This window comes from Rhodospira trueperi (assembly GCF_900101965.1).
GTDB classification, from domain to species: Bacteria; Pseudomonadota; Alphaproteobacteria; order Rhodospirillales; family Rhodospirillaceae; genus Rhodospira; species Rhodospira trueperi.
On record NZ_FNAP01000008.1, the window covers coordinates 122,432 to 141,049 of the forward strand.

Annotated in this window: 18 protein-coding genes; 9 read left to right on the plus strand and 9 right to left on the minus strand. The window is 65.7% G+C overall.

What is annotated here, in order from left to right:
- Positions 1-44: 44 nt before the first annotated feature.
- Positions 45-569 carry an acyl-CoA thioesterase gene (locus BLS85_RS11755; RefSeq protein ID WP_176793649.1) on the minus strand — a complete coding sequence of 175 codons (525 nt, stop codon included), beginning with the start codon at positions 567-569 and terminating at the stop codon, positions 45-47.
- A gap of 112 nt (positions 570-681) precedes the next feature.
- Here BLS85_RS11755 and BLS85_RS11760 point away from each other — a divergent pair, with 112 nt between their 5' ends.
- The 5 genes from BLS85_RS11760 (at position 682) to BLS85_RS11780 (ending at position 5,139) form a co-directional block, all read left to right on the plus strand.
- Positions 682-1,428, plus strand: a complete 747-nt coding sequence (locus tag BLS85_RS11760; RefSeq protein ID WP_092786497.1) for a creatininase family protein — start codon at positions 682-684, stop codon at positions 1,426-1,428.
- Between the two features lie 47 nt (positions 1,429-1,475).
- The gene (locus tag BLS85_RS11765; RefSeq protein WP_092786663.1) at positions 1,476-1,904 is read left to right on the plus strand and encodes a thiol-disulfide oxidoreductase DCC family protein; all 429 of its coding nucleotides are present in this window, start codon (positions 1,476-1,478) and stop codon (positions 1,902-1,904) included.
- A gap of 143 nt (positions 1,905-2,047) precedes the next feature.
- Positions 2,048-3,334, plus strand: a complete 1,287-nt coding sequence (locus tag BLS85_RS11770) for an O-acetylhomoserine aminocarboxypropyltransferase/cysteine synthase family protein (RefSeq protein ID WP_425438483.1) — start codon at positions 2,048-2,050, stop codon at positions 3,332-3,334.
- The gene (gene hemB, locus BLS85_RS11775; RefSeq protein WP_245699200.1) at positions 3,331-4,347 is read left to right on the plus strand and encodes a porphobilinogen synthase; all 1,017 of its coding nucleotides are present in this window, start codon (positions 3,331-3,333) and stop codon (positions 4,345-4,347) included. Before BLS85_RS11770 ends, hemB begins: the two co-directional genes overlap by 4 nt.
- Before the next feature lie 138 nt (positions 4,348-4,485).
- Positions 4,486-5,139 carry a DsbA family oxidoreductase gene (locus BLS85_RS11780; RefSeq protein ID WP_092786501.1) on the plus strand — a complete coding sequence of 218 codons (654 nt, stop codon included), beginning with the start codon at positions 4,486-4,488 and terminating at the stop codon, positions 5,137-5,139.
- On the opposite strand, the gene folK is transcribed toward BLS85_RS11780, so the two are convergent.
- A complete protein-coding gene (gene folK / locus BLS85_RS11785; protein WP_342729459.1) occupies positions 5,132-5,680 on the minus strand; it encodes a 2-amino-4-hydroxy-6-hydroxymethyldihydropteridine diphosphokinase in 549 nt (182 codons plus the stop codon). The two genes, BLS85_RS11780 and folK, sit on opposite strands and share 8 nt — an antisense overlap.
- Before the next feature lie 149 nt (positions 5,681-5,829).
- On the opposite strand from folK, the gene BLS85_RS11790 reads away from it, so the two are divergent.
- Positions 5,830-6,492 carry a LabA-like NYN domain-containing protein gene (locus BLS85_RS11790; protein ID WP_092786503.1) on the plus strand — a complete coding sequence of 221 codons (663 nt, stop codon included), beginning with the start codon at positions 5,830-5,832 and terminating at the stop codon, positions 6,490-6,492.
- Positions 6,493-6,518: 26 nt separating this feature from the next.
- On the plus strand, positions 6,519-7,139 hold the full coding sequence (locus tag BLS85_RS11795) for a uracil-DNA glycosylase (RefSeq protein ID WP_245699201.1): 621 nt from the start codon (positions 6,519-6,521) through the stop codon (positions 7,137-7,139).
- Here BLS85_RS11795 and BLS85_RS11800 read toward each other — a convergent pair.
- From BLS85_RS11800 to nifH, 6 genes are all read right to left on the minus strand, one after another.
- On the minus strand, positions 7,130-8,320 hold the full coding sequence (locus BLS85_RS11800; RefSeq protein WP_092786507.1) for a serine hydrolase: 1,191 nt from the start codon (positions 8,318-8,320) through the stop codon (positions 7,130-7,132). The genes BLS85_RS11795 and BLS85_RS11800 overlap by 10 nt on opposite strands.
- Before the next feature lie 139 nt (positions 8,321-8,459).
- Entirely contained in the window at positions 8,460-10,361 is a 1,902-nt protein-coding gene (nifA, locus tag BLS85_RS11805; RefSeq protein ID WP_092786509.1) for a nif-specific transcriptional activator NifA, read from the minus strand.
- A gap of 593 nt (positions 10,362-10,954) precedes the next feature.
- Positions 10,955-11,251, minus strand: coding sequence for a ferredoxin family protein (locus BLS85_RS11810; RefSeq protein WP_092786511.1), 297 nt, complete (start codon positions 11,249-11,251; stop codon positions 10,955-10,957).
- A 299-nt stretch (positions 11,252-11,550) separates the two neighbouring features.
- Complete coding sequence (nifK, locus tag BLS85_RS11815; protein WP_092786513.1) at positions 11,551-13,089, minus strand: nitrogenase molybdenum-iron protein subunit beta; 1,539 nt, start codon at positions 13,087-13,089, stop codon at positions 11,551-11,553.
- 111 nt (positions 13,090-13,200) lie between these two features.
- Positions 13,201-14,664, minus strand: coding sequence for a nitrogenase molybdenum-iron protein alpha chain (nifD, locus tag BLS85_RS11820; RefSeq protein ID WP_092786515.1), 1,464 nt, complete (start codon positions 14,662-14,664; stop codon positions 13,201-13,203).
- A gap of 116 nt (positions 14,665-14,780) precedes the next feature.
- Positions 14,781-15,665, minus strand: coding sequence for a nitrogenase iron protein (gene nifH / locus BLS85_RS11825; RefSeq protein ID WP_092786517.1), 885 nt, complete (start codon positions 15,663-15,665; stop codon positions 14,781-14,783).
- 341 nt (positions 15,666-16,006) lie between these two features.
- Between nifH and BLS85_RS11830 the strand changes: the two genes are divergently transcribed.
- Together BLS85_RS11830 and draG are read left to right on the plus strand one after the other, a co-directional pair.
- Positions 16,007-16,930 (plus strand): NAD(+)--dinitrogen-reductase ADP-D-ribosyltransferase, encoded by a 924-nt coding sequence (locus BLS85_RS11830; protein WP_245699202.1) that lies wholly within the window; start codon positions 16,007-16,009, stop codon positions 16,928-16,930.
- On the plus strand, positions 16,927-17,844 hold the full coding sequence (gene draG, locus BLS85_RS11835) for an ADP-ribosyl-[dinitrogen reductase] hydrolase (RefSeq protein WP_245699203.1): 918 nt from the start codon (positions 16,927-16,929) through the stop codon (positions 17,842-17,844). The genes BLS85_RS11830 and draG overlap by 4 nt, the downstream gene beginning before the upstream one ends.
- A gap of 63 nt (positions 17,845-17,907) precedes the next feature.
- On the opposite strand, the gene BLS85_RS11840 is transcribed toward draG, so the two are convergent.
- Entirely contained in the window at positions 17,908-18,444 is a 537-nt protein-coding gene (locus BLS85_RS11840; protein ID WP_092786521.1) for a MamS/MamX family magnetosome protein, read from the minus strand.
- Between the last annotated feature and the right edge of the window lie 174 nt (positions 18,445-18,618).

Genomic DNA, 18,618 nt, shown 5'->3' on the forward strand with positions numbered 1-18,618 from the left:
CCTTCGCACACCGACACACCCCGATCTGGCGGGGTTCGACTACCCTACTCCCGGCGCGGGCCGGGATCACCCGAAACGTGCGGCTCCGAGGTCACGAGATAACCTTTCAGGGCTGCGCGGACATGGTCGGGCAGGGGGCGCGACTGCCCGGCGTTGGTGTCGGCCCAGACGCACACGTTTTCGGCGGTGCCGAAACACTGGTCGCCGATGAACAGGCCTTGTCCGATGACGCAGGACGTGCGTCCGATGCGCAGAACGCGGGAGCCGATGTCCACGTCGGCCGGATAATAGGCGATGCTGATGAAGTCGAGGGTCAAGCGGGCGATGACCCAGCCGATGCCGGTGCCCTCGACGGAGCCGGGTGTCAGGGTGTCGAGGAAGTGGACCCGACCGGACTCCAGATAGATGGCGAACGAGACGTTGTTGACGTGCCCAAGGCGGTCGAGGTCCTGGAAGCGCACGATGTCCCGGGTCCAGAAGCGGTACGCGGCCCGGTCGCGCGCGTCGGGCAGGCTCGCGGCCGCGGGGCCGCTCTCCGGTCCCTCGGGCGCGCGAGGAAGGGTGGGCAAACAAGGCGAGCGTCCGTGCATGAGGGCTCTCCGCGAAAGGGGGTGGTCGCGCCGGGACCGACGATCTACATCGAAGGGTGATCAGTACTCTTTCAGCGCGAGGTCCCGCAACGTGCTCTTGCATCTGTCCACATGGCCGGAGGTGGAAACGTATCTGTCCCGGCGCCAATCGATCATCCTGCCGATCGGCTCGACCGAGCAGCATGGTCCCACCGGCCTGATCGGCACCGACGCGATCACCGCCGAGGCCATCGCGGCCGAAGTCGGCCGCCGCTCCGAAACCTTGGTCGGCCCAACGATTCCCGTTGGCATGGCTCACCACCACATGGCCTTTCCGGGCAGCATGACGGTGCGACCCAGCACCTTGATCGCCCTGATCCGGGACTATGTGGTCGCGCTGTCGGCCCATGGTTTCCGGTCGGTCCTGTTCATCAACGGGCACGGCGGCAACATCAACAGCGTCCAGGCCGCGTTCTCGGAGGTCTACGAGGAGATGCGGGCCGCGCGCGGCTCCGATGCCCCGTCTCTGCGGTGCGCGTTGAGCAACTGGTTCATGCTGCCGGGCGTGCAGGCGGTGCAGAAGGAACTGTTCGGCGACCGCGAGGGCTGGCACGCGACTCCCAGCGAGGTGTCCGTGACCTGGGCGGTGCATCCGGATCAGGTGCGCGACGCGCCGCTGGATCCGCTTCCGGAGACGTCTTCCACCTTTTTCGACAGCCGCGATTTCCGCGCTCGATTCCCGGACGGGCGCATGGGCTCCGACCCCGCGCTGGCGACGGCGGAGCATGGCCGGCGCTTCATCGACGCGGCGGCGGCGGAGATTCTGGGGCGTCACGGGGCTTTCCTGGACGGAGCGTGATTGATCGGGCCCTTTGCGGTGGCAGGGCGCGGTCCCATATGCCTCGCATGAGCACGACCACGGACCAGACCCGGCCCCCCGAGACGCCGGCGGAGAACGCGCCGCGCGGGGATCTGACCACGTACTACAACGGCGCCTGCCCGGTGTGCCGCACCGAGGTGGAGCACTACAAGGGGATCGATGCCCGCCAGGGGCTCGGCCTGGGCTGGCACGACGTCAGTCAGGGTGTCGGCCCGTTGGCGGCGCACGGCATCGATCCGGATTCGGCGACGAAGCGGCTGTACGCGATCGATGAGGGCGGGCGCCTGCATGCCGGCGTGGACGCGTTTATCATGGTGTGGCGACGCTTGCCGCGCTATCGCTGGCTGGCCCGCGTTGTCGCGGCGCCCGGCGTTCGGCAGATCGCCGGCGCGGTTTACGAGGGCCTTCTGGCGCCCGCGCTGTACCGCTGGAACCGCTGGCGCCGCCGCCGCTGATGTGGCTGACGGCCTGATTTAACGGGGAAATCCAGTAGAATTTGACAATTCCCCGATTGTTCGCTGGATTAAGGGCGACTCGTTCCGGGGGCGCGTTGACCCCGGGTTCGTTCCGATGATCCGCAACGGAGGCAACCGTGCCCATCCAGTCCAAGCATCCCGAGACCCTCGCCGTTCACGCCGGGTTCCGCGACGCGCCCGGCACCCACAGCGTCGCGGTGCCGATCCACCAGACCACGTCTTATCAGTTCGAGAGCACGGAACACGCCGCCAACCTGTTCGCGCTCAAGGAACTCGGCAACATCTATAGCCGGATTATGAACCCGACCTGCGATGCCCTGGAGCAGCGCGTGGCGGCCCTGGAGGGCGGCGCGGCGGCGCTGGCGTTGGCCTCCGGGCAGTCGGCCAGCACCTACTGTGTGCTCAATCTGTGCGAGGCTGGGGACAACTTCGTCACCTCCACCGACCTGTACGGCGGAACCTGGAACCTGTTCGCCAACACGCTGCGCCAGATGGGGATCGAGGCCCGGTTCGTCGACCCGAGCGATCCGGAGGCCTTCCGCCGCGCGGTGGACGACCGCACCCGGTTGTTCTACGCGGAAACCCTGCCGAATCCGAAGCTGAACGTGTTTCCCATCGCCGAGGTGGCGGCGATCGGCCGCGAGCTTGGCATCCCCCTGGTCGTGGACAACACCGCCGCGCCGGTCATCTGCAAGCCACTGGAGATGGGCGCGGCCATCGTCATGTATTCGGCGACCAAGTACATGGGCGGTCACGGCACCAGCATCGGCGGCATCGTCGTGGACGGCGGCAATTTTGACTGGGAGGCTTGGGGTGATCGCTTCCCAACCCTGAACAGGCCCGATCACAGCTATCACGGCGCGGTCTGGACCGAGGCCGTCAAACCGCTCGGCCCGATTGCTTTCATTATCCGCATGCGGGTGATTCTGCTGCGCGACATCGGTGCGGCCCTAAGTCCGTTCAATGCCTTCCAACTGATCCAGGGCGTGGAAACGCTGCCGTTGCGGATGCGTCAGCACTGCGAGAACGCCATGCTGGCGGCGCGGTTTCTGCGCGACCACCCAAAAGTCTCGACGGTCATCCACCCCAGCCTTCAGGACGGCGAGGCGCGCCGCCGCGCCGATTCGGCCTTCAAGGACGGGTTTGGCGCCCTGGTCGGATTCGAACTGGAGGGCGGCGCCGAGGCCGGCCGCCGATTCATCGAGGCGCTGGAGATGTTCTATCACGTCGCCAACATCGGGGACGCGCGCAGTCTGGCGATTCATCCCGCGACCACGACGCACTCGCAGTTGGGGCCGGAGGACCAGCTTGCATCCGGTGTCTCGCCGGGCTATGTCCGTTTGTCGATCGGGATTGAGCATCCCGACGACATCATCGCGGACTTGAGCCAGGCATTGGAGAAAGTGTGAGCGGACTGACCGTCGTCAATGGCCTCGGGCGTTTTCCGAGGACCCGGCCGCGGCGCCTGCGCGGCGCCGCCTGGTCGCGCAATCTCGTCGCAGAGACCCATCTCAGCGTTTCGGATCTGATCTGGCCTGTCTTTGTGCTGGACGGTGAGGGCCAGCGCGAGACGGTGCCCTCCATGCCCGGGGTGGAGCGGATGAGCATCGACCTCCTGGTCGATGCCGTGGGTGAGGCCTCGAACCTGGGCGTCAAGGCACTGGCGTTGTTCCCTAAGGTGGACCCGTCGCTGAAGACATCGGACGGGCGCGAGGCCACCAAGGCGGACAACCTGATGTGCCGGGCGATCCGGGCCCTTAAGGCAGCGCATCCCGATGTCGGGCTGTTTTGCGACGTGGCGCTGGATCCGTACAACAGCGACGGCCATGATGGCATCGTGCGGGATGGGATCATCCTCAACGACGAAACCGTCGAGGTCTTGGTCAAGCAGTCGCTGGTCCAGGCCGCCGCCGGGGCCGACGTGATTGGGCCGTCCGACATGATGGACGGGCGCATCGGCGCGATTCGTGACGCGCTTGATCAGGCCGGGTATACGCACGTCCAGATCATGGCTTACGCCGCCAAGTACGCGTCGGCCTACTACGGGCCGTTCCGGGATGCGATCGGATCCGACGGAGCGCTCAAGGGCGACAAGAAGACCTACCAGATGGACGCGCGCAACACCGACGAGGCGCTGCGCGAGGTGGCCATGGACCTCGACGAGGGTGCCGACTCGGTCATGGTCAAGCCGGGCATGCCGTACCTGGACATCGTCCAGCGGGTGCGTGAGACGTTCGCCGTGCCGACCCTGGTCTATCAGGTCAGCGGCGAGTACGCGATGATCAAGGCGGCCGCCGGCAATGGCTGGCTCGACAACGATTCGGCCGTTCTGGAAAGTCTGATGGCGTTCAAACGGGCCGGCGCCAATGCTATTTTTACCTACGCCGCTGTCGAGGCCGCGCGCCTGTTGAGGCGGGAATAGGCCGGCGGGCGCAGCACCTGAGTCGACACCTCTGTTCATAATGGTTCGAATCTCTTAGGGTCTGGGAACTTTGGCGTCCCGTCTCGCGGAGGGCAGGGCGCCGGGTCTTCTCCGTTGGTGACGCCGGACTGTCGTGTGATGCGGATCGATATCGTTTTCGACACGGTGTGTCCGTGGTGCCTCGTCGGCAAGCTTCGCCTGGGACAGGCCTTGGCGATGCGGCCGGGCGTCGCGGTTGACCTGCGATACCATCCCTTCCTGCTCAATCCGGACATGCCGGAGGAGGGCAGCGACCGCTCCGTCTATCTGGAACGAAAGTTCGGTGGCCCGCACCGAGCGCGCCGCGTCCTGGAGGCGGTGGCGCTGGCTGGCCGCGAGGCAGGGGTGACCTTCAACTTCGACGCCATCCGGCGCATGCCCAGTTCTGTCGGAAGTCACCAGTTGCTCCAGGTGGCGTGGGCCGTGGGCGCGGTCGAGCCAACGCTGGACGCCGTGTTCCGTGCTTTCTTTCAGGAAGGACGGGACATCGGTGAGCGCGCGGAACTGGAGCGGATCGCCCGATCCGTCGGTCTTCCGGAGGCCGTCGTGGCGGAGGAGTTCGAGCGAGCCTCCGGCGCGGCCGAAGTGAAATCGGCCAACGCTCGGGCGCATGCCATGGGCATCAACGGTGTGCCCAGCTTCATCTTCAACGACAGCTACGCCATTGCCGGAGCCCAGGAACCGGATGTACTCCTGCGGCTGATTGACCTCGCGTTGGAAACCGAGGTGCGCGATCCGGTGACGGTCATGTGAGGGAACTGCCGGCCGCCGGCGTCTCTTCGATCCGCTCCATCTCGCCATGTTGTCCCAGGCCGGCGATCAGGGCGGCGACGCTTCGTCCGCTGACCGGATGCCGCCAGTCGGGTACCACATCGGCAAGCGGAAGAAGCACGAACGCGCGATCCGTCATGCGCGGGTGCGGGAGGATCGGCGCATCGTCGCGGACCAAGCCATTCATGTCGAGCAGGTCAAGATCCAGCGTCCGGGCGGCGTTGGGGGTGCCGTCGCGTTTGCGGCCAAAGTCGGTCTCCAGGGCATGCAGACGGCACAGCAGGTCGGCGGGGTCGGCGGTGTCGCATGTCGCCCGCGCCACGCCATTGACGAACCAGGGCTGATTCGACGGCGGCACCGGCGCGCTGCGATACCAAGGCGAACGCGCCAGCAGGCGCAGGCCGACCTCCGGAAACGCCGCCAGGGCGCGCTCCAGCGTCTCGCGGGGGCCGCCGGCCGGTCCCGGCAGATTGGAGCCCAGGGCAATCAGGATCATGGACGTGTGAACCAACCGCAGAACCACCTTTCACTCTTGCGCAACGCCGGCGAACTCCCTAATTTTGTTCCGGTATAGCCAGCATGTCCGCTGGTCCGGCGCATTACCGCGCGATATTTCTCGAACATTGTCGACAATTTTATTGTCGCAAAGTCGTGCATTAGGGATCTTTCTGTATGATTTTCTATCCTCAGGAACGGATTGGCCTGTTCATCGACGGCTCCAATCTGTACGCCGCCGCCCGCTCCCTTGGGTTCGACATCGACTACAAACGCCTGCTTGATCTGTTTGCGGCCAAAGGTCGCCTGATCCGAGCCTTCTACTACACGGCGCTGGTCGAGGACCAGGAGTATTCGCCCATCCGGCCTCTGGTCGACTGGCTGGATTATAACGGATACACCATGGTCACCAAGCCGACCAAGGAATTCACGGATGCCATGGGCCGGCGCAAGATCAAGGGCAATATGGACATCGAACTGGCCATCGATGTCATGGAAATGGCCCCGCATCTGGACCATATCGTTCTCTTCTCGGGCGACGGGGACTTCCGTCGTCTGGTGGAGGCGGTGCAGCGAAAGGGCCTGCGTGTGACCGTGGTCAGCACGGTGCGCTCGCAGCCGCCCATGGTTGCCGACGAACTGCGCCGGCAGGCCGACAATTTCCAGGAACTGCAGGACCTGGAGCCCAGCATCTGCCGCAGCCAGGTGCAGCGAGAGCCGCGCGAACCCCGTGAACCGCGCGAGCCGCGCGCCGAAACGCGGGAACCCCGCGAGCGCGCCGAATCTCGCGAGCCATCGCCGATCCTCAGCAGCCAGGATGTGGACACGACGCCTCGGTGAGGGGTGAAGCTGTGGAGCAGGGGAGGGTGCCCGCAGCGGACTGCACGCTGTGTCCGCGTCTGGCGGCCTTTCGTGCCGGAAACGCGGCGGCGCATCCCGACTGGTTCAACGCCCCGGTGCCCTCGTTCGGGCCGGCGGACGCGGGACTGCTGGTGGTCGGTCTGGCGCCGGGGGTGCGCGGCGCCAACCGGACCGGACGGCCGTTCACTGGGGACTTCGCGGGTGACCTTCTGTATGCGACGTTGCTGGAGCACGGTCTGGCCGACGGGGTCTACGCGGCCTGCGCCGACGATGGGCTGACGTTGTCAGGCTGCCGCATCACCAACGCGGTGCGCTGTGTCCCGCCGGAGAACAAGCCGACGACCGATGAAATCAACACCTGCCGGACGTTCCTGAAAGACGAAATCGCCAGCTTGCCGCATCTGCGGGTGATTCTGGCGCTGGGCAAGATCGCTCACGATGCCGTGGTGCGGGCCTTGGGCCTGCGGCTGAGCGCCCACCCGTTCGCCCACGGCCGGGACCATGCGCTGCCGGACGGGCGGCACCTAATCGACAGCTACCACTGCTCCCGCTACAACCAGAACACGCGACGCCTGACGCCGGAGATGTTCCGGCAGGCAGTTCGCCGAGTGCTCGCCTATCTGTAGGTAGAGAAAAGACCGCTGAACAGGGAAGCCCCTCGCGCGACTGGGATCGCGGCCCGGCTGTTGACGGTCACGCTCAGGCACACCGGTGTTCCATCGGCGCGGACGCCCGCTGCCGTGAAGTTCAAGACACCGAACTCGGATCCACCCTTGTAGCCGACCCAGGCCCAATGCTCCGCCGTGACCGGCGCGGCGGGGGTCGCGGCCAGGATGGGGCTTCCTTTCAGGGCTTCCATCAGGTCGCACAGTTCGCGTGTCGACGCGAACCATTCGACGGTCCATGTTGGTCCGGCGACCAGCTTGTCGACAGATGGAATAGGATGGCTGCGGGCCGCTTTCACGATCTCGCGCCGCTCGTCCTCCGCGGCCGTTGCGTAGCGGCGGCGCAGATCGGCGGCCATGTCGGTCTTCAGCCTGAACGCTTCGCCCGTTGTCAGGAACGGCCTGTTGTGCGCACTGAGGTTCTCCACCCGGTTGCGCCCGAGAACACGGATGAGCGCGTCGGTGGCTGTGTTATCGCTCTGTTGGATCATCAGCGCGGCGAGCGTTTCCAGCGTCACCGGGGTTCCCACCGGAACGGTTTGCAGCACGCCGGTCGGCAGCGAAAGGTCGTCCGCTGCCAGCCGAACGACATCGTCCCGGCGAATGTCGCCGCGAGAGACCGCCTGCTCGTAGGCCGTCAGGACAAAGAGCTTGAAGGCCGATCCCACGGCAAGCCGCTCGTCGGCGGAGCGGGTCACGCGCTCTCGGCCATCGACCCGCGCGAAGACCGAAACGGTGTCGCCCAGCCCGGAGAGCGAGTCGATGATCTCGCTCGTGTTCGACGCCGTTGCGGCGGGCCGCCCGAAGTACAGGACCCCGATTTGTCCCCGCGCGTTGAGTTTGATCCGGACCGGAATCGTGGCGTGTTCGAGGCCAATCACGCCGGCTCCCCTATTGACCTCAACCGAAACGACCGGTCCGAAGTCTCGGGTCAATTGCGCAACGATCTCTGAGAGCTGGAAGAGGGGAAGCTGTGCGCGGAATGTTGGCGTGAACCAGGTCTCCCGGATGGGATCGTCCCGGAACAGCCGCTCGATGGCCGCTGTTTCGGACAGGTGCCCGCCGATCCCAGGGGCCGGGCTCATGAGCAGAACAAAGGCAAGGAAAGCGCCGGCCACCCGCGACTGGTTTCGGCTTGCCATGTGAACGTGGTCTCCACCCTGCACAAGTCTTTTCGGGTGCTGGCAGGGCTGGGTCCCGTGCTGACGCTTGTCAAGGAACCCCTCCAGATTGTGCTTCAGCCCGACGCCCCAGGGACGCAGCCAGTGGGGCTGGCGCGCCCTACAACCGCTTGATCGCAATGCCGTGCCGGCGCAGGGCGTAACCCACTTGGCGTGGTGTCAGGCCGAGCAGGCGGGCGGCCTTGGCCTGCACCCAGCCGGTCTTTTCCATGGCTGCGACCAGCCGTTCGCGATCGGGCAGGCGGCCGGAGGACCCGCCGCCGTCGTCGGCGTTCGGCGCGGTGTCATGGGGCGCCATATCGCGCGGGCGCTCTGCCGGTGTCGGGATCGGCGGGGCAGGGCGCGCCGGTCCCTGGCTTGCGGGTCCCGGGCTCGCGGGGCCCTGGACGGCCGTGGTCCCGGTGGTGCACGAGGCACATCCGGGTCCGGTGCCGCCCGACGTGCCGGACGGGCAGGGGGCACCCGGAGTCGGCGATGCCAACCCGCCGACGGCTTGCGTGGGACCCTGTACCTCGCGCCACAAGGCCGAGGACAGGCACCCTGCCTCGCGGCAGGCGAAGTCCTGGGCGCCGATGACATCGCCGCGCACCATGGTGGCGACCCGGGTGATGCAGTTCTCCAACTCGCGGACATTGCCGGGGAAGGCGCAGCCGCGCAGCAGGTCCAGGGCCTCCGGGGCCAGCCCCAAGTTGTCGCCATTCTCCTGGTTGAAGCGGTCGAGGAAGTGCCGGGCCAGGGGCTCAACGTCCTCCGGCCGGTCGCGCAAAGGCGGCAACACCAGGGTCACGACGTTGATGCGGTAGTACAGGTCGGCGCGGAACTCGCCCCGAGCCACGGCTTCTTCGAGGTGGCGGTTGGTGGCGGCGATCAGGCGCACGTCCACCTTGCGGGTCTTCGACGAGCCCAGGCGCTCGAACTGGCCTTCCTGGAGCACGCGCAGCAGCTTGGCCTGGAAGGCGGCGGAGATCTCGCCGATCTCGTCCAGGAACAGGGTGCCGCCGTCGGCCATTTCGAATCGGCCCTTGCGCTCGCTGTTGGCGCCGGTGAAGGCGCCCTTGTCGTGGCCGAACAGTTCCGACTCCAGCAGCGTATCGGGCAAAGCGGCGCAGTTGACGCAAACGAAAGGCTTGTCAGACCGAGGACTAACCTGATGGATGGCGCGGGCGACCATCTCCTTGCCGGTGCCGCTCTCGCCACGCACCATCACCGATGCGCGCGTCCGCGCCACATGGCGAACCTGATCGAGCACGGCCCGCATGGCTGGGCCGCGCCCCACGATTTCCTTGAAGCGTGGCGTGCGGCCATTGCTGCTCCCCGTGGCCGTGCCGCCGCCGCTGCGAGCCTCATGACGGGCCAGCTTTTCCAGGCGCGCGGCGTCGGCCATCAGGGTGCGCCGGTCGGCAGCCACAAGCCGATGCAGCTGCACCGTCTGGCCGATCAGGTTGCCGACCATGCTGAGGAATCGCAGGTCCTCGTCAAAGGAACGGGGCGGCGGGCCGTCCCATTCGCGTTCCACGGACAGCGTGCCCAGCGCGCTGTCCCCCGCCCGAATCGGAACGCACAGAAAGGAGACGCGGTCGGTTTCCAGGCTGCCGGAGTGGTCGGCATAGGAGGAAAAGCGGTCGTCATCGCTTAGGCGGCCTACGAGGAGCGGCAGATTGGAGCGGTACACCTGATCGGCGGCCTCCAGGGGATAGGCGCCCCGGCCCTTACGGGCGGTTTCCAGGGATTGGCCGACGATGGCGACGAGGCCGAGAGGCGCGTCTTCGCCGGGGCTCTCTGTCGCCGGCTCCGTGGCAAGGGCGATGGTGCCGCGTCGCATGTCCAGGTACGACGACAGGACGTTCAATACATCGCGCAGGGTCTGGTCGAGTTGCAGCGTGGCCGACAGGATTTTGCTGATTTCGTACAGCGTCAGCAGCGGCAGGCTGCCGGACACCACTGTCGTTTCGGTGGGGGCCGAGGGGGCGGGCGATGTGAACGGAGGGGCTTTGGCATCCATCAGCGATGCTCCGGGACAGGTCGATTGTGCACTGCACCATGGTGCGACGATTCTGCCTTAATATCAATCACTGTTGAGGGCGCTTGGCAATCTTGCCTAAGCCATAGGCAGAATCCGGCTTTTCAGACGAGAGCGCGCGTGCTCGGACCCTGCCGCCAAAAAAAGGAACGGGTGCGAGCTGCCGACACCGAGCCTAAGGACAGCCGCCAGTCTGACAAGAATAGCCGCTGATTGGGTCGCCCACCAGTCCCACCAGTCCAGCCGGGAACAGCCTCCGGCCACGTCTGGTGTCGGGTGCGCTCGACGGCCGCGACGCGTTCGCATCGCATGGCGGAGACCACGGCCCAAGTCCGGGGCGTCGCGGCTCGGTCGGGGCCCCGAAGATACGGCAGAGTCGGAAGAATGGCCCGGGGGCCAATCCCAATGGATGTCCAGACCCCTGGCCCGAAGCACGAGCGCACTCTCCGAAACGCGCCTTGGAGCCGCCTGTTTCCGTATCGCCGCCGTTCCGGAGTCGCCGCCCAGGGGCGCGGGAACGCGAACGGGGGCGCCCATGGCGCCCCCGCTGGAGTGAACCGACAGAGCGGCCCTGTTTACCCGAACTTGAACTGGATGCCGTAGCCGCCGCGCGGATAGTTCCAGTCCAGTTCGCCGCTCTCGGCGGTCAGGACACGGCAGGTGCCGCATTCCATGCAGCCGTCCGGCATCACCTCGACCTTGCCGTCCTCCGACATCTGGTAGCAGCCGGCCGGGCAGACCTTGACCAGGGTCTTGAGAACCTCCGACGGGACTGTGTGCGGTGCAATGCAGACGTGCGGGTTGCCTTCGTCCACTTTGTAACGGTTCTGGAAGAGCTTGTCCTCGACCTTCACCGACGGGCTTTCCAACATCACGCACCTCCTTGTGAATGGGCCGAGGGTCGGCCGATTTGAACCATCGTTGAGACCCAATCTGTCACATTCCCCTCGAGGGGGGACCCTTTGTGTCTCCGTATCCCGGTACCTTGTAATAAACAGTCGCGCCCATGGGAAGCCCTGTTCGCTCCGGTTTGAGTTCGGAACTGGACTGGGAAGCAACGGCGCGGCCGGGGATGATGCTTCTGTGTACGCCAAATGCGGATTGAACTCAATTATTTTCTTTCGCGGGTGCGGTACGCGGGCGGTGATGAACCGCCCGCGTGCGCGCCCTCTTACCGGGTCAGGTCGTAGCTGATTCCGGTCTCTTCGGTGTCGCGGTCCAGCTTGTCCAGAACCGCGTCGAGCAACGTCACCAGAACCCGCAGGCCGCCCTGATAGCCCAGGGTGGGGAAGCGGTGGTGGTGGTGCCGATCGAAGATCGGGAAGGTCAGCCGGATCAGCGGAATGCCGAGATCCTGTTGCAGGAACTTGCCGTGCGAGCTGCCGATGACGAACTCGGCCGGCTCGGTGGCCAACAGCGAGCGCAGGTGCCACAGGTCCTTGCGCGGCCACACCTGGGTCTCGGTGCCGAACGGCGAGTCGGCGAGCAGCGCCTTCATCTTCTTTTCCCACGCCGGGCCGCCGTTGGTGGACAGGCAGTGGACCGGCTCGACGCCCAGTTCCAGCAGGAAGGCGGTCATGCCGTAGACGAAGTCCGGATCGCCGAACACCGCCATCTTGCGGCCGTGCAGCCAGGACTGACTGTCCGTCATGGCATCGACCAAACGCCCGCGCTCCAGCTCCAGGCTTTCCGGAATGGCCTTGCCGGTGATCTCCGAGACGGTCATCAGGAAGGAGTCGGTGGCGCTGACACCCATCGGGTAGTGGAACGACTGGGTTTTCTGGCTGGTGCTCTCCTGGACCATCTCCAGGGTCTTCTCGCTGCACCAGTGCTGCAGCGACAGGGTCGCCTTGGCGTTGCGCGCGGCCTTGATCTGCTCAATGGTCGTGCCGCCCGCGTACATGCGGAAGGTGCCGTCGGTGGGCGTGTCGAACACATCCGAGACGTCGGAGAGGAACGTGAATTCGACCCCCATCTGGTCCAGGATCCGGGTCAGTTCGCGGTTGTTGGCGACCGCGTAGCCGTCGAAGCCGGGGACGATGTTGATGGCCTCGCCCGGGGTCGCGTCACCCTCTTCCTGCTCCCAGAAGTAGGAGACGATGTTCTTGACCATGACATCGTAGCCGTTGGTGTGGCTGCCGACGAAGGCCGGGGTGTGGGCGAAGGGAACCGGGAACTCCTTGCTGAAACCGTTCTTTTCCTTGGCCTGGATGATGAAGGAGTTGAGGTCATCGCCAATGACCTCGGCCATGCAGGTGGTCGAGACGGCGATAATCTTGGGGTCGTACAGCGCCGACGCGTTGGCCAATCCGTCCACCAGATTCTGCAGGCCGCCGAAGACGGCCGCATCCTCTGTCATGGACGTGGACACCGCCGAGCACGGCTCCTTGAAGTGGCGCGCCAGGTGCGAGCGGTAGTAGGCCACGCACCCCTGCGAGCCGTGCACCATCGAAAGGCACTGGTCAAAGCCGGCGGCGGCGAACACCGCGCCCAGCGGCTGACAGGCCTTGGCGGGGTTCACGGTCAGAACCTCGCGGGCGAAGTTCTTCTCGCGATAGTCCCAGGTCTTGGTCCAGTCGGCGATCTCCTGAACCTTTTCCGGGGGGTGCGGACACTCAAAGGCGTTCCGCTTGTTTTCAAACATCGCCTCGTATTCCGGCTCCCGGAACAGCGTGGCATGATCGAGTACGCGATCTGCGTTCTGTGGCATTGTCGGAGGTCTCCACGCTTGACGTAGGTTGGGGTGAGCGACGCGAACCCCAACAAGAGTTGGCACCGTTGGGGTCGGCGCTGTCGCGCCTTACCCCAACCTACGGACGTTTCAGGAGGCGGCCTTCCAGGGCGCCTGGGGCAGCTTCCAGACCGGGCTGTTGATGGCCATGTCCATGTCGCGGGCGAACACCGCGAAGCCGTCGTAGCCGTGGTAGGGGCCGGAGTAGTCCCACGAGTGCATCTGGCGGAACGGCACGCCCATCTTCTGGGTGGCGTACTTTTCCTTGATGCCGGAGCCCACGAGGTCGGGGCGCAGCTTCTGGATGAAGTGGTCCAACTCGTAGCCGGTCACGTCATCGTAGATCAGCGTGCCTTCCTTCACGTAAGGGCTGGTGCGCTTGTAGTCGTCGCCGTGGGCGAACTCGTAGCCGGTGGCGATGATCTCCATGCCCAGATCGTCGTAGGCGGTGGCGACGTGCCGGGGGCGCAGGCCGCCGACGTAGAGCATCACCTTTTTGCCTTCCAGGCGCGGCTTGTACTTGGCCAACAACGCATCGACCATCGGCTGGTACTTGGCGATGACCTCCTCGGCCTTCTTCTGGATCGTCTCGTCGAACTGGGCGGCGATGGCGCGCAGCGACTTGGCGATCTGGGTCGGGCCGAAGAAGTTGAACTCCATCCAGGGCACGCCGTAGGTCTCTTCCATGTGGCGGCAGATGTAGTTCATCGACCGGTAGCAGTGGATCAGGTTCAGTTTCGCCTTCGGCGCGTGTTCCATTTCCGACAGCGTGCAGTCGCCGGACCATACCGCCACGACGCGCAGGCCCATCTCCTCCAGCAACCGGCGCGAGGCCCAGGCGTCACCGCCGATGTTGTAGTCGCCGATGACGTTGACGTCGTACTCGGTGCCGCCCTCGGTGTTGGCGTTGTCCTTCAGCACCCAGTCGCGGATGGTGTCGTTGGCGATGTGGTGGCCCAGCGACTGGGACACGCCACGGAAGCCCTCGCAGCGCACCGGCACGATGGTCTTGCCGGTATCCTTCATCTTCTTCTTGGCGACGCCCTCGATGTCGTCGCCGATCAGGCCGATCGGGCATTCCGACTGGATCGTCACACCCTTGTTCAGCGGGAACAGGCCCTCGATCTCGTCGATCATGATGCCCAGCTTCTTGTCGCCGCCGAACACGATGTCACGCTCCTGGAAGTCGGAGGTGATCTGCATGGTGACGAAGCGGTCAACGCCGGTGGTGCCGGTGTAGTAGTTGCGCCGCTGGGACCAAGAGTAGTGGCCGCAGCCCACGGGGCCGTGGGAGATGTGCACCATGTCCTTGACCGGGCCCCACACCACGCCTTTGGAGCCGGCGTAGGCGCAGCCGCGGATGGTCATGACACCGGGGATGGACTTGACGTTGGATTTGACACCGCAACTCGGAGCGTCCTCGCCCTCGCCGGTGCGGGCGATGGTCAGGTGCTTGGAGCGGCGCTTTGCGAACTTGTCGGGATAGGCGGACAGGACCTCGGCGATCATCTCTTCGCCGGAAACGGTGCCGCCCGGGGCGTCCAGAGGGGTCATCTCGTCCTCCATGGGAACAGACTGAAAGTGATACAGGGACGGGGGGGGGGGAGGGGCCGAACATCCGACGATCAGCCCTTCCAAGACCCCGGAAAACGCGGGGTGGGGCGGTCCCGTTACGCCGTGACCTCTTCCTTGGCTTCCAGGGCGGCGATCTGCTCTTCCTCGGACTTCATGATGCCGAACTCGATCAGCATTTCCTCGAGCTCGTCCATGGTGATGGGGGTGGGGATGACACCCTTGCCCGAGTTCTCGTGGATCTTGCGGGCCAGTTCGCGGTACTCGGCCGCCTGGTTGGAGTCGGGCGCATACTGGATGACCGTCTGGCGGCGCAGCTCGGCGTGCTGCACGACGTTGTCGCGCGGCACGAAATGGATCAGCTTGGTACCCAGCTTGGCGGCCAGGGCCTCGGACAGCTCCAGTTCCTTGTCGGTGCGGCGCTCGTTGCAGATCAGGCCGCCCAGGCGCACGCCGCCGGAGTGGGCGTACTTCAGGATGCCCTTGGCGATGTTGTTGGCGGCGTACAGCGCCATCATCTCGCCGGACATGACGATGTAGATTTCCTGGGCCTTGTTCTCGCGGATCGGCATGGCGAAGCCGCCGCACACCACGTCGCCCAGCACGTCGTAGGACACGTAGTCCACGTCCTCGTAGGCACCATTCTCTTCAAGGAAGTTGATGGCGGTGATCACGCCACGGCCGGCGCAGCCGACGCCGGGCTCAGGGCCGCCGGCTTCGGTGCACTTGATGCCCTTGTAGCCGATCTTGACGACGTCCTCGACTTCCAGGTCCTCGACCGAGCCGGCCTCGGCGGCCAGATGCAGCACGGTGTCCTGAAGCTTGGTGTTCAGAATCAGGCGGGTGGAGTCGGCCTTCGGGTCGCAGCCGACGATCAGGATCTTCTGGCCCATCTCGACCAGAGCGGCCAGGGTGTTCTGGGAGGTCGTGGACTTGCCGATGCCGCCCTTGCCGTAGAAGGCGATCTGACGCAACTGGCTCATGAGGTCTCTCCTGTTCTTTGGTAGCTCGGGAACCGAGGGTGGTCGGCCGGTTCGTTGCCTGCCCCTGTCACAGCAAGGGTCGTGCCAAGTCGGAGGCCAGGCTTGGGGTGCATGCTTTATTTAATAAAAACAGGACGCTAGAGGGGTGTCGCGGGGCGCGGCGGGCGGTGGTTCGAACTGTTCGGAACCCGACAAAGCGACGACGCGGGGTGTCGGGATCCGACACAGGCCTGTGTGTCGCGTGGTCCGGCGTTGGGTTTCAGCGGCCCGGAATTTGACGGTTCGCCTGCACTGGTCGATAAAGGCCCTAGGTCGGCATGGGGATTGCTAAGGGGGCGGGCATGAGCAGTGGGACCACGACGAAGGCTTCACCCGACACGGCGGATGCGGAAGCTTGGCAACAGACTGTTTCGGAAGACGCGGAGCCGATGGTGCGCCGGCCGCTGGGGCACAGCAGCAACATGGTGGGGTTATCCACCGCGTATCTGGCCAGTCCGGACTTCAACGCGCGGCCGCAATCGCTGGAACTGCCGCATGTGCGGGCGACCTGCGGGGCTCTGTTCGAGATGCTGGGTGAGGCGGAAGACATGGCCGATGCCGTCAAGGCCTTCCATGCCTACATGGCGGCCACGTTCTGTCTGGAGGCGGAACAGCGCGATCCGTTGGACAAGCCTGGACGGAAGCGGCCGGACGACGGCACGCGCCGGTTCCGCTCCAGCTACCTGCGTCTTCTGAAGGGGTGGGTGTTCGATTCCGCCTCGCCCGAGGGCGCCGTTCTCAAGGGCTGGGTGGAAAGCCGCTTCGGCCTGCTGCCCACATGGCACGGCGCGCCCATCGAATACATCCCCAGCCCGGCCTGGGTCCGCTATGTCGAACAGAAGATGAGCAGCCGCTTTCATGGCAACTCGATCCACTGCCAGCTCGATCTGGTGTTCACGTTCTGTCAGTGGATGATGCGGCGTTTCGTTCTGAAGGGGCGCGAGCACATCACCCTGTACCGGGGGGTCACCACCGTATGCGGGGGCGAGGACCAGATCCTGGAACGCCTGGACAAGCGGCGGGCCGTGGCCCGGTTCAACAGCCTGACGTCGTTCACCGGGGAACGCGACATCGCCGACTGCTTTGGCGACAAAATCCTGACGGTGCAGGTGCCGGCGACCAAGATTCTGTTCTTCGACAAGCTGCTGCCGCGTCATCCGCTCAAGGGCGAGGCGGAATATCTGGTGATCGGGGGCGACTACGAGGTGGAGATGTCAACGTTATGAGCGCACAGGACCTGTTCGGAGATATGGCCACCCTGGAGGACCGGGCACTGGGGGCGTATCTGGGCCTTGCCGTGGGCGACGCCCTGGGCGGGACCGTCGAGTTCATGACCCGGCGCGAGATCGAGCACAAATACGGGGTGCACAGCCGCATGATCGGTGGCGGCTGGCTCAACCTGAAGCCCGGGCAGGTGACCGACGACACCGGCATGGCGCTGGCGATGGGCCGGGCGCTGATCACCTCCGGCGGCTACAACGGCGAAGCGGTCGCGGACTCGTTCGTGGCTTGGCTGAAGAGCAAGCCGGTGGACTGCGGCAATACCGTCAGGCGCGGGTTGCGACGGTACATCAATCAGGGGACGCTGGAAGGCCCCTATAACGAGGGCGACGGCGGCAACGGGGCGGCAATGCGGCTGGCGCCGCTGGCCCTCATATCATTCGGCGCCGCAGACGAGGACATTGAGGCGTGGACGGTGGCCCAGGCGCACATTACGCACCACCAGGGGCGCTCCGATGCCGCCTGTGTCGCGCTGGTGCGTATGGTCCACGCCGCTCTGCGGGGGGAGGGTGTCAGTGGCGTGCGCGCCGAGGCGACGCGCCTGATCGAGGCGCACCCGAAGTTCGGTTTTTCGCCGTATCGGGGGCACAGTTCAGCCTACATCGTGGATACGGTGCAGACCGTGCTGCACTTCTATTTTTCCGCCGACAGCTTCCGGACCTGTGTGACGCAGACCGTCAACCAGGGTGGGGACGCCGACACCACCGGAGCCATTGCCGGCATGGTGGCCGGGGCGACGTACGGGGCCTCCGCCATTCCCTCCGCTTGGAAGGGCAAGCTGGACAGGACCGTGGCCGCCGAGGTCAAGGCCCAGACGCGGGCGCTTCTGATGCTGGCCCAGCGCCGCGCGGACGGATAGGGCAGGCGCCGTCACGGCCAATCGCCGCCGACGGCGCCCGTCCCGATCAGGCTTGGAACAAACCTACCACCAGCAGCCTCCGCGGCCGCCCATGCCGGTGCCGGCGCCACCCCGTCCGGGGCCGCGCCCGCCGCCTTGGTTCATGCCCTGGCCGCCGCGGCCTGTTGCCCCGATCTGCCAATTGGGCCGCAGGGTGTCATCGCGCAGTGCGTAGTGCATGTCTCCGACGGTGACCGTTCGGGCCACGTAGGCATCGGCCGGCATGGCCTCCGTTCTGAAGGCCGTGACGGCCACCGACTCGCCAGGCCGCAGGGTGTCGAGCAGATCCGGCAATGCGGCGACCGGCCCGAGATGCACGTTAAGGGTGGTGTTGTCCGGCGTTTGCAGGGTTATGTGTGCGCCGATGGCGGCGCGCCCGGTGGTCATGGCGCATCGTTCGGTCACGACCTCCCCGACGACGCCGGACAGGTCAATGACGGGCAGGGCAAGGCCTTGGCGCGCGACACCCTGTGTGTCGCCGAGTCCTTTCTGTGCCTGCACCGAAGATGGCACCGCCACGACCATCAGCAGCGCCGCGAGTGCATATATCAACCGGTTCATGGCAATCTCCCGCGTTCATCGGGCGTCCACGGAACCTCTGATTCACCGTCTTGGAAGCGACGGCCGGAATGCCCTGTCCTCAGGATCCCAAACCGTCCCGGGTCGGACCTGCCTGACACCGCGCCCTCGCGCCACCGGGATCCGAGGTTTCGTGACGACAACACCGTTAGTTTA

Bases quoted from the DNA above. Each gene is read 5' to 3' on its own strand.
- nifH (WP_092786517.1), bottom strand. From the start codon at position 15,665: ATGAGCCAGTTGCGTCAGATCGCCTTCTACGGCAAGGGCGGCATCGGC.
- BLS85_RS11840 (WP_092786521.1), bottom strand. From the start codon at position 18,444: ATGAACCGGTTGATATATGCACTCGCGGCGCTGCTGATGGTCGTGGCG.
- nifA (WP_092786509.1), bottom strand. From the start codon at position 10,361: ATGGATGCCAAAGCCCCTCCGTTCACATCGCCCGCCCCCTCGGCCCCC.
- BLS85_RS11790 (WP_092786503.1), top strand. From the start codon at position 5,830: ATGATTTTCTATCCTCAGGAACGGATTGGCCTGTTCATCGACGGCTCC.
- nifD (WP_092786515.1), bottom strand. From the start codon at position 14,664: ATGACCCCTCTGGACGCCCCGGGCGGCACCGTTTCCGGCGAAGAGATG.
- BLS85_RS11765 (WP_092786663.1), top strand. From the start codon at position 1,476: ATGAGCACGACCACGGACCAGACCCGGCCCCCCGAGACGCCGGCGGAG.
- BLS85_RS11800 (WP_092786507.1), bottom strand. From the start codon at position 8,320: ATGGCAAGCCGAAACCAGTCGCGGGTGGCCGGCGCTTTCCTTGCCTTT.
- nifK (WP_092786513.1), bottom strand. From the start codon at position 13,089: ATGCCACAGAACGCAGATCGCGTACTCGATCATGCCACGCTGTTCCGG.
- BLS85_RS11830 (WP_245699202.1), top strand. From the start codon at position 16,007: ATGAGCAGTGGGACCACGACGAAGGCTTCACCCGACACGGCGGATGCG.
- BLS85_RS11780 (WP_092786501.1), top strand. From the start codon at position 4,486: ATGCGGATCGATATCGTTTTCGACACGGTGTGTCCGTGGTGCCTCGTC.
- BLS85_RS11810 (WP_092786511.1), bottom strand. From the start codon at position 11,251: ATGTTGGAAAGCCCGTCGGTGAAGGTCGAGGACAAGCTCTTCCAGAAC.
- draG (WP_245699203.1), top strand. From the start codon at position 16,927: ATGAGCGCACAGGACCTGTTCGGAGATATGGCCACCCTGGAGGACCGG.